This window comes from Paenarthrobacter aromaticivorans (genome assembly GCF_019038615.1).
In the GTDB taxonomy this organism is placed as follows: domain Bacteria; phylum Actinomycetota; class Actinomycetes; order Actinomycetales; family Micrococcaceae; genus Arthrobacter; species Arthrobacter aromaticivorans.
In genome coordinates this window covers 675,812-684,950 of sequence record NZ_JAHOPC010000002.1, presented here as the reverse complement: position 1 = coordinate 684,950, position 9,139 = coordinate 675,812, and the positions used below count along the sequence as shown (strand labels likewise).

11 protein-coding genes are annotated in these 9,139 nt (G+C 59.5%); 5 read left to right on the top strand and 6 right to left on the bottom strand.

The window, feature by feature from the left end; translation table 11 throughout:
- Positions 1-1,120, bottom strand: a 1,120-nt coding sequence (locus KSW38_RS06670) for a tyrosine-type recombinase/integrase (RefSeq protein WP_308169295.1), incomplete at its 3' end; no start/stop codon positions are given.
- A gap of 385 nt (positions 1,121-1,505) precedes the next feature.
- Here KSW38_RS06670 and KSW38_RS06665 point away from each other — a divergent pair.
- Complete coding sequence (locus tag KSW38_RS06665) at positions 1,506-1,778, top strand: hypothetical protein (RefSeq protein ID WP_254186114.1); 273 nt, start codon at positions 1,506-1,508, stop codon at positions 1,776-1,778.
- A 77-nt stretch (positions 1,779-1,855) separates the two neighbouring features.
- Here KSW38_RS06665 and KSW38_RS06660 read toward each other — a convergent pair whose 3' ends face one another.
- Together KSW38_RS06660 and KSW38_RS06655 are read right to left on the bottom strand one after the other, a co-directional pair.
- The gene (locus KSW38_RS06660; protein WP_216923791.1) at positions 1,856-2,611 is read right to left on the bottom strand and encodes a class I SAM-dependent methyltransferase; all 756 of its coding nucleotides are present in this window, start codon (positions 2,609-2,611) and stop codon (positions 1,856-1,858) included.
- Positions 2,612-3,009: 398 nt separating this feature from the next.
- Complete coding sequence (locus KSW38_RS06655) at positions 3,010-3,798, bottom strand: RNA polymerase sigma factor (RefSeq protein ID WP_216923790.1); 789 nt, start codon at positions 3,796-3,798, stop codon at positions 3,010-3,012.
- Between the two features lie 163 nt (positions 3,799-3,961).
- Between KSW38_RS06655 and KSW38_RS06650 the strand changes: the two genes are divergently transcribed.
- Complete coding sequence (locus KSW38_RS06650; RefSeq protein ID WP_216923789.1) at positions 3,962-4,945, top strand: Lrp/AsnC family transcriptional regulator; 984 nt, start codon at positions 3,962-3,964, stop codon at positions 4,943-4,945.
- A 74-nt stretch (positions 4,946-5,019) separates the two neighbouring features.
- Here KSW38_RS06650 and KSW38_RS06645 read toward each other — a convergent pair whose 3' ends face one another.
- From KSW38_RS06645 to KSW38_RS06635, 3 genes are all read right to left on the bottom strand, one after another.
- A complete protein-coding gene (locus tag KSW38_RS06645) occupies positions 5,020-5,448 on the bottom strand; it encodes a VOC family protein (protein WP_216923788.1) in 429 nt (142 codons plus the stop codon).
- Between the two features lie 87 nt (positions 5,449-5,535).
- Positions 5,536-5,994, bottom strand: a complete 459-nt coding sequence (locus tag KSW38_RS06640; RefSeq protein WP_216923787.1) for a VOC family protein — start codon at positions 5,992-5,994, stop codon at positions 5,536-5,538.
- Positions 5,995-6,094: 100 nt separating this feature from the next.
- On the bottom strand, positions 6,095-6,706 hold the full coding sequence (locus KSW38_RS06635) for a dihydrofolate reductase family protein (protein WP_216923786.1): 612 nt from the start codon (positions 6,704-6,706) through the stop codon (positions 6,095-6,097).
- A gap of 308 nt (positions 6,707-7,014) precedes the next feature.
- Between KSW38_RS06635 and KSW38_RS06630 the strand changes: the two genes are divergently transcribed.
- From KSW38_RS06630 to KSW38_RS06620, 3 genes are all read left to right on the top strand, one after another.
- On the top strand, positions 7,015-7,206 hold the full coding sequence (locus tag KSW38_RS06630) for a hypothetical protein (protein ID WP_216923785.1): 192 nt from the start codon (positions 7,015-7,017) through the stop codon (positions 7,204-7,206).
- A 160-nt stretch (positions 7,207-7,366) separates the two neighbouring features.
- A complete protein-coding gene (locus tag KSW38_RS06625; protein ID WP_254186183.1) occupies positions 7,367-7,882 on the top strand; it encodes a flavin reductase family protein in 516 nt (171 codons plus the stop codon).
- A 70-nt stretch (positions 7,883-7,952) separates the two neighbouring features.
- A complete protein-coding gene (locus tag KSW38_RS06620) occupies positions 7,953-9,053 on the top strand; it encodes an LLM class flavin-dependent oxidoreductase (RefSeq protein WP_254186113.1) in 1,101 nt (366 codons plus the stop codon).
- Positions 9,054-9,139: the final 86 nt, after the last annotated feature.

The window sequence follows — 9,139 nt, the reverse complement described above, 5'->3', positions numbered from 1 at the left end:
CATGAACCCTCCCGCGATCCCGTGTGATGGACAGCTTCAGATAAGCACCTCCATCACGCGGAACTGTGCGGTTACGGGCCTCGTGCTGCACGTCAAAGACACCCCGGTTCCGGCCCCAGATAATCTGCACGAAGGCCGCGTCATAACCGGCTTCGATCAGGTGAGTCACGTAGGAATGCCTGAGGCAATGCAGGCCCAACTCCTGCGGCAGACCGACGGCATCCCGCGCGGCAGCGAACGCATCACCGAACGAGCCCAGGGACATCCGGGCGCCACGCTCACTGGGCCACAGCGCCGAGGACCGTTCAGCGGTCGGAAACTGTTGCCGCATGCCGCCGGCTGTCCAGGTCTTGAGCTGGTCCACGACCCAGTCGAACTCCGGAACGGTCAACACGGTCCGCCTTCTGGGTCCTGAGGCTGCCGCGCCTTTGGCGAATCGGACCTGGACGGCACCGAACCGGCCGTAGTCGCTGACGTGTGGGTTCGGGCCGAAGTCCTCCAGGTCCAGCATGGTCATTTCACGGCGGCGAAGCCCGTAGGCGTAGCAGACCTTGAACGCCACAGGGTCCCGGAACAGGGGCAGCCAGCGTTTGCTGCCAGCGGCAAATTCCTGGTCGACCAGGTCATCTAGGTAGTCGAAAAGACGCTGCAGTTCCGCCTTCGTGAACGAGCGTTTCTTCGCCGGGACAGCATCATCGGTGGTGTGCCGTGGCATGTTCCACTCGAAGCAGATCTGGCTCGGAATATCGCCGAATGTCCGTTCGCAGAACTCGCCCCATCCGTAGGCAGGATGCGTGAGGTAAGAGCAGAACATCGCCACGGCGTTGCTGTACGAGCGCAACGTCTTCAGGCTGATCGGCTTCTCGCCAGAACGCAGATCGGCCAGGAAATCATCGATGTCCGCGGGGCGCCATTGCCACGGAAATTCACCCGTGAACCGCTGAAAACGCTCCAGCAGCTGGCAACGCTGCTTGATGGTGTCCGCCGTGAGGCCACGGGCAAGCATCTGTGCCCGCCAGCCATCCAGCATGGCGGTAAAAACCCGTTCATCAGCACGGAACAGCCCAATGTCCGGATCCACCAGCATCCGCGGGACAAAACCCGGAACGGCACCACTCACAACGACCCCTAAACCATGGAAACATGCATTAGATGCAGGAAACCTACAGGCGCAAAGGATCCGGGCGCAAATTCAAGTCCGAACCGAGAACACTTTCTTCCTCGTCAATGCGTTCTGACCTGCGCAAACGTTGGATACGTCGCGGGACGGGAGTTCTCGCAGCTACTTCCACTCCCGTTGTTTTAACGCCGATAATCTACATTATGTAAAGTAAAACAGTGCTGTCACCGCCACGGCAGCAGATGCCAAGGTCCGCAAGGTCGCCTCCGATGCCAATGTCGTCGACCTGAACAAGAGCGCCCGTGCCCGAACCGTTCGCCTCACGCCTAACAGAAAACCTGGCCGCACGCCCCAACATGCGGACCGGCAGCAGTTCGGGTTGCGAATGGCTGTTTCCCGGATGACGGCCCGGGTAACACATCCACCCAACACGCTCATGGAACGTCTCCGGGAAATCGGCATCGACCTCTTGGGCGCACGCAATGAATCCCTCCGCGCCCTTGTGAAGAAAGTGCCAGCCCCGCTGGTGGCCGAAATGCTCGGCTACAGCTACCAAGTCACCCAGAAACACTCCGCAGCGGCCGCCGAACCCTGGTTCCGCTATCCAATAATCCAGGCGACGCGGATTATGACTGACACCATCGGAATGGGTCGATAACCGCTCCGCACCGACGAGAGGGCGCAAGCGTCCTGCGAGCAACCGCGCGGACCGGCCAGGGTCTGAGAGCCCGGTGTCTACACCTTGCTAGCGACCACCATGTAGTTCTCGGCCTCAAGATCGAACGTGCTCACTTCCGTCCGGAGTCCGACCCGGTGCAGCTCGACTTCGAGTTCCTCGTACCGGTAGGGCCAGCAGGACAGCAGTTCCGAGCGGACAAGAACCAGCCCAGTCGTATCAACTTGGGCGATCGCAATCTCGATGTGGTGCTCATCCTCCCAATGCGGCGCAATCTCCCAGCGGTAGACCACGACGGCATCGCGACCGTTCCGGCGGACAAGTCGGTCCCCGATGTCCAGCCGGGAACCTCTGGCCCTCACGCGTTCCCAAGTGCGGGAGGTGAGCACCAAGCGCCCGCCAGGGCGCAGAAGCCGTGACATCGACTCCAGAGCAGCACCCCTGCCTGTCGCGCCCGCGGCATGGTGAAGCGAGTTGCCAACGCAGAACACCATGTCGAACGTGTCGTCCTCGAAATGTTCGGGCAACTCTTCCCAGTTCGCCCGCACGGCCCGGACGGAGGCCCCGAACTGCTCAGACAACTCTGCAGTCCGGCGAACCATCGCTTCGCTGGCGTCGGTTGCGACAACATTCATGCCAAGACCGGCGAGGCCAACCGCCAACTGTCCGGTTCCGCACGAACAGTCGAGGACGTGAGCGTTCGACGGCAGGAGACTGAGGACGTCATCGAACGACGCAGCGAACTCGGCGGGAGGCAACTTTGCATCCGAGATGAGCCATTCGTACACATCGGCAAGCACGTCATATTCGGTCACAACCACCACCTCCGTCACGCAGCACACTCATGGCGGGACGTCAGTCCATCAGCGGAGCAAGCCGGACACCAATGTTTTCGCAAGGATAACCCGTCCGCGCATGCCGCGGATAGCGCGAGATTATCAACCTGCAGCAGGGTCACGGTGATAAGACAAGCCAACCGGGACGACCAAATGGCAATAGGCAATTTGATATTCCCTTGGGACCTGGAGAACGGTCAGACCGTGGCTGCCGTCTCACCGTCGACAGACGCTGAATAGTTCCGAATCGAATATGCACCGTTTACCAGTAAGCATTGATTACAGCACTTCGTTGACATCCCTGCCGCCCCCTCTTTGTCTCCGTTAGGGTGTGCCGGTAATGGAACGATTCCTGATACTCCTGCCAGCGGCCAGTCCTATCCAGCGCCGGAACCGCCCTGTTTCATTCTTGACTGAACTTCCACCAACTCAGCCAATACCCTGGTGCACCGGAGGCAATTGTCCAGGTGCCGGCGAACTTTCTCCTGAGCGGCCCGGCGCACGGCATTGCGGGCGTATTGACCTAAGTAGCGCGAAAAGTCCATGCAGGGGTCCGTAGCTGATTCCTGCACGTGTTTTTGCAGGTACGCCTGGCGGAGACCCTCCCGTGCCCGGATGAGCAACGACGACACAGCGTTTGGAGTCAGTTCCATAGCCCGCGCCGCTGCAGCTGGCTTCATGCCCTCGACGTCCACCTGCCAAAGTACCGTCTGCCAGCGGGACGGCAGCGAACGGAAAGCCAGCAGAAGGATCGTATTCTCGAAGTCTTTAACAACAGGATCATCATTAAGAACCACGACCTGACTCACAACGCCATCCACCGTCGCCGACGCTCGTCTGCTCTGCAGATTACGTCGGTGCGACATCCGCCGAACGGTGGTCAACAGATAGGCCCTGAATGAGTCCACCGGTCCCCTGCCTTCCAGCAGGGATTTCAGGATCGATGCAAACGCCTCGGAGACCACGTCGTCAGCATCCGTTGGATTATCCGATTCCGTCCGGGCAACATGGGTGGCAACGCCTTGGTACCGGCGAAAAAGTTCCTCGAAGGATCCCGAGTCACCCCCTCGAACGGCAGCGAGCAGGCATGTGTCACTCTCGCCCGCCGGCAGCGCATGTGTGCCGGATCCCCTCCCCTGCTGACGTTGTGCAGGTTTCAGAAGCACTTGTACTTGCTGAGCCGTCGTGGAGGATTGGACGCGGCCAAACGACAGGACGGGAACAAGCATGCTTGCCTTCCGACGTGTTTGAGTGATGACGCCTAGAATCTAGGCAGCAAGTGATTGGTCACACTCAAAACGCAGGCAATTTGTTGGAAGTAGACGTTCCATGCAGGATTTCGACTTTGATGAACGGGATCTCAGGCTTTTACATGCCCTGCAAATCCGACCTCGGGCACCGTGGACGGCTTTGGCGCCTGTAGTCGGAGCCGACGCAGTCACGTTGGCCCGCCGCTGGAATTTCCTGTCCGCGGAAGGCCTGGCATGGGTAGCAACCCACCATGGCAGTGGTTCCAAAGTAGCGTTTGCCATTGTGGAAGTTGAGTGCTCGCCTGCCAGCCTGGCAGCAGTGACCGACGAACTAGCGGCCGATCTGGATGTCCTGTCAGTGGACCACACCGCGGGTGGCCGGGACATGGTCCTCTCTGTTATTTGCCGCGACGAGGCGAGCCTTGGACGGTTCATTTTGGACCGCCTGGGCGCCATCAAAGGAATCCGCAGTACAAGAACCCATGTGGGCATCAATCTGATAGCAGACGCCCGAAGTTGGCGGTTGCGCTCATTGCAGGATCACGAGGTAAAGCTCATAGAGCGGGAAGCACCCCAACCTAGTCCCGCCACCAGGGCCGCATCGACAGACGTGGAGGGCCACCTGTTCCGGATCCTTCGCTCTGATGGTCGAGCCTCGATAACGGAAATATCCCACCAGCTCGGAATCAGCCCCTCGCGCGCGAAAAGCGCCCTAAACGCTGCCTTGGCGCAAGATCGAATCGTAGTCCGACTCGAAATCGCCCGCACACTATCAGCATGGCCTGTAAGCGTTTGGTATTTTCTTCGCGTCCCAGCCACCCAGGTGGAGGCAGTTGCGGGCAAGTTGGTCGGTCTCGGAGAAGTGCGTCTCGTCGCAATGACGGGAGGGCCATACTCGCTCGTGATGTGTGTTTGGCTTCGCCGACTTGAGGACATGACCGTTCTCGAGCGGCAGCTGGGTGAAAGGTTGCCGACGGTGGAGATCATGGATCGCTCCATCGCGTTGCGTACGCCTAAGCATGTTGGTGTCAGACTGGACCCTTCCGGTCGGCGGATCATGTAGGTGCCGGACATACGAATGCCCCGTCCAGCGCGAGCCGGACGAGGCGTTCGAGGCTACATTGCCCTGCGTGGCCGCTATTGCTCCTGTTGCGCTCCTGCAATATTGACCAACCAGGCAATGCCGAACTTGTCCACACACATCCCGAAGGTGTCACCCCACGGTGCGCTTTCAAGTGGCATAGTGACGGTACCGCCGTCGGCCAGCTTGTCCCAGTAACCACGGAGCTCGCCTTCGTCCTCGGACTGGCCGCTGAGTGACACCGAGATGTTATTGCCAGGGTTGTAGTCCATACCGTTGGGCGTGTCGGCGGCCATCAGTGTTAGTCCGTTCGGAGTCACCAGCATGGCGTGCATGACCTTCTCCGCTTCGGCTGGGTCCTGACTTGCCTGGAATTCGCCAAAAGTGCTGAGTGTTAGTTCGCCACCGAAGACGGACTCGTAGAAGTTGATTGCGTCCCTGGCATTATCGCGGAACGAGATATATGGGTTGAGGCGGGTTGTCATTAGTCAGTTCTCCTCATGGTTGTAATAGGTGCGCACGTCACCGTGCGGTAATGCTAGCAGCGCCCAAGGCGCCTGTCCCCCAAACTTTCAGTCGCCGTCGTACGCCTTTTGCAGGGCATTGATATCTAGCTTCCGCATCTTCAGCATCGCTTCCATTGCCCGCTGGGAACCTGCTGGATCCGGACCATTCAACAGGCTCGGCATCCCAGCAGGGACGATCTGCCACGACAAGCCAAACTTGTCCTTCAGCCATCCGCACTGGCTTTCTTCTCCCCCTCCTTCCAAGAGCGCATCCCAGTAACGGTCAACCTCGTCCTGCGAGTCGCAGTTGACCACCAGGGACACTGCTTCGTTGAAGGTAAAGGCCGGTCCCCCGTTCAAGGCCATGAACTGCCGTCCTTCAATTTCAAAGTCCACGGTAAGAACCTGTCCGTCTGGACCCGGCATCGATGTCAGGATGGACGAATCATCAAATGTCGACGTGTAGAACTCCGCCGCCTCCGCGGCCCGGCCGTCAAACCACAAACAGGTGGATATCTTCTGCATTCTGCAAGTCCTCCAGGATCGCGAGGAACCACTTGTCCCCCGACTGAGGCTAGTCGCGTGGGTTCCACCACACAATGCCCGACGGCGGCCGGCAACCTTGCTACCCTTCGCCGATGTCGATGCCCGTAACGGGCACACCCGCGCGCTCGTAGGCAAGGGCCACTGCGCCCGTCGGGAACCCCTGCGGTGGTTGCGCGAACCGGAACGCTGCCGGCACGCCGGCACCGTCGGGGAACAACTTCTTTCCGGCTCCAAGCGTGATGGGGTAGAGGAAGAGGTTCAATCGATCAACGGCGTCGACCTTCAGCAAGGACCGCACGAGCTCGCCGCTGCCAATGACGTGGATGTCCTCGAACCGATCCTTCAGGGCAGCCACTTCCGCCACTTCGGACAACGCCGTAGTGCCCGCCCAGCCAGGATCCGTCAGCGAGCGGGAGACGACGAACTTCGGCAGGGCGTTGAAGGTGTCGGCGATCGGGTCATCGGTGCGGTTGGGCCAGTATCCCGCGAAGATGTCGTAGGTTTTGCGTCCCAAGAGCAGCGCATCCATGCGGTTGATTCCCGCGACGATCGCTTGGCCGGTTTCCTCATCCGAATATGCCGCCTGCCAGCCGCCGAATTCGAAGCCGCCCTCACGGTCCTCATCAGGTCCACCCGGGCCTTGGTACACGCCGTCAAGGGTGATGAACAGGTCGACGGAGAGGATTCCCATAATGTACTCCTTCGCATGTGAGGCAACCCGGATGCCGCCTCCAACCGTACGCCGATCGGGATTACCCGGGATCGACATCACTGCGAGCCAGACTAGCGACGCGTGCACACGATGGGTAGGGGTTTCCGTCGACGCTCCACCGTCGGAAGCGATCCGGGCGTCAATGACCAGCGGCATAGCAAACGCTTGATTATTGTCAACAATTGACGATATTGTTGTTGCATCCGTCTGCGAAAGGCAGCCCCCATGCGACAACGTCGTCGTGTCTTGCCCTGGAACTTAGCCAAGCCTGGGAAGGTTATGACGCCATGCTTAGCTTGAGCGTCATCATCGCCGCAGCACTGATGACCAGCTTCAGCGCCGTCTCCCTCATGCCACGGTCCGCGCCAAGAGGACTGCGGCGTTCAAAGGACGGCTTCCTCCTACAGCTAGGCGCGGGAATCCTCGCGCTGGCGTCCGTGGTGCTTGCCGTCAACATCCAGCTCGGCGTGTTCCGGTGACAGAGGCCCCGTCGCGTACTTTCCCCGCCAGGATTGGGGATTGCGGCGCAGTGGTATTTGGCGCAAAACGGCCATAAGTCAGCGAAGAACGGATAGTCCAGTCAGCCTGCGGTCCGCAGAATTGTGGAACGTTCGTAACACTGACTGGAGGTGGCACGTGATGTTGACTGACAGCATCCAACAGCAACCGTTTGTAGCAAAAGACCTGGAACCCTCTGAGGTTCCGCCGGACCTGAGGTCCGTCATGCGGCATTGGCCCTCGGGCGTCAGCGTCGTGACAACCGCGGCGGGCAACCGACGGGCCGGCATGGTCATGAACAGCTTCGCCTCCGTCTCGCTGGATCCGGCCCTTGTCTCCTGGTGTGTGGACAGAGCATCGTCCAGCTTTGAGACCTGGATGGCGACAGATAACTTTTCCATCCACGTTTTGGGTAAGGATCTTGGGCACTACGTCCCCCGCTTCGCCCAACGCGGCAATGACAAGTTTGAAGGCCTCACTCCTCTTGTGGGATCTACCGGTGCGCCCGCTTTGCCGGGCGTGGGACTGCGACTCGACTGCCGGCTATGGGCACGCTATGAGGGCGGCGACCACATGATCCTGGTCGGCCAAGTGGACCACATTACACAAGCGGAGCCGTTCGAGCCCCTTCTGTTTCAGCACTTGCGGAAACCGTAGAACCAGGGCCTGACGGCTCGTGTATATCACCAACACTCACACTGGACCCGAAAGAGGAATCATGCATCCCATGAACAGAAAAGACCACTTCAAGCTCGGACTATTCTCGGCAAATTGTTCCGGCGGATTGGCCGTCACAAAGATCCCCGAAAGGTGGGGGGCTACGTGGGAGGAAAACCTTCGGATGGCCCGCATAGCCGACCAGGCAGGAATTGATTTCCTGCTGCCCATTGCGAGATGGATCGGTTACAAGGGCGATACGAATTTTCATGGTTCGGTGCTCGAGCCCATCCCATGGGCCGCCGCGCTCCTGGCCGCCACCGAAAAAATTTCTGTCTTTTCAACGGTTCACACAGCGTTCAACCACCCATTGGTGACGGCGAAGCAGATCGCCACCCTTGATGCGATCGGTGGCGGCCGCGCTGGGCTGAATATCGTGGCTGGCTGGAATCAACCCGAGTACGAAACCATGGGCGTAGATATGGCGGAGGCCCATGACGATCGCTACGGTTTCGCCCAAGAGTGGTGGGACGTGGTGCGTCGGGCATGGCAAGAGGAAGAAATCTTTGATTTCGACGGGAAGTTCTTCTCGCTTAAGCATGTTGAGGCATTGCCGAAGCCCGCCGGTGGAAAAGTTCCTATTCTCAATGCGGGTTCGTCCACGCAAGGCAGGAACTTCGCTGGAAGGAACTCGGATTTCGTCTTCACGGTGGTCGGCGGACCCGAGGACGGGGCAGAAATTGTTCGCTCCGTGAAAAGCCAGGCGATGGCGAATTACCAACGTGAGGTTGGTGTTCTGACCCTCAGCCATGTGGTGTGCCGGCCAAGCCATCAGGTGGCAGCGGACTATCTGGCGTATTACGCAGAAGAGAATGCTGATTGGGGTGCGGTGGATTACCTCATGAACCTGCAGGGACTGCACGCGGAATCCTTCACTAAAGAAATGTTGGCTACCATGCGGTCGCGTTTTGCCGCCGGCCATGGCTCTTGCCCGATCGTTGGCACACCTGATGAAGTAGCCGCAGAAATTGCCCGTTTCGCCAAGGCCGGTTTTGACGGGATGACCCTTGCGTTTGTCGACTACGCCGGCGAGCTTGAGTACTTCGCCCAGGAGGTACTCCCGCGCCTGGAGAAGCTGGGCGTTCGTGAACCGGCACTTGCCAATGTATAGAAGGCATGACTATCGTCAAGAGCACTCTATATATCCGTCGGATGGTAGAGGCGGTCTCGGTGCAACCAGGATCAAGATTCCCTTCC

Bases quoted from the DNA above. Each gene is read 5' to 3' on its own strand.
- KSW38_RS06665 (WP_254186114.1), top strand. From the start codon at position 1,506: ATGGCTGTTTCCCGGATGACGGCCCGGGTAACACATCCACCCAACACG.
- KSW38_RS06650 (WP_216923789.1), top strand. From the start codon at position 3,962: ATGCAGGATTTCGACTTTGATGAACGGGATCTCAGGCTTTTACATGCC.
- KSW38_RS06645 (WP_216923788.1), bottom strand. From the start codon at position 5,448: ATGACAACCCGCCTCAACCCATATATCTCGTTCCGCGATAATGCCAGG.
- KSW38_RS06640 (WP_216923787.1), bottom strand. From the start codon at position 5,994: ATGCAGAAGATATCCACCTGTTTGTGGTTTGACGGCCGGGCCGCGGAG.
- KSW38_RS06635 (WP_216923786.1), bottom strand. From the start codon at position 6,706: ATGGGAATCCTCTCCGTCGACCTGTTCATCACCCTTGACGGCGTGTAC.
- KSW38_RS06630 (WP_216923785.1), top strand. From the start codon at position 7,015: ATGCTTAGCTTGAGCGTCATCATCGCCGCAGCACTGATGACCAGCTTC.
- KSW38_RS06625 (WP_254186183.1), top strand. From the start codon at position 7,367: ATGTTGACTGACAGCATCCAACAGCAACCGTTTGTAGCAAAAGACCTG.
- KSW38_RS06620 (WP_254186113.1), top strand. From the start codon at position 7,953: ATGAACAGAAAAGACCACTTCAAGCTCGGACTATTCTCGGCAAATTGT.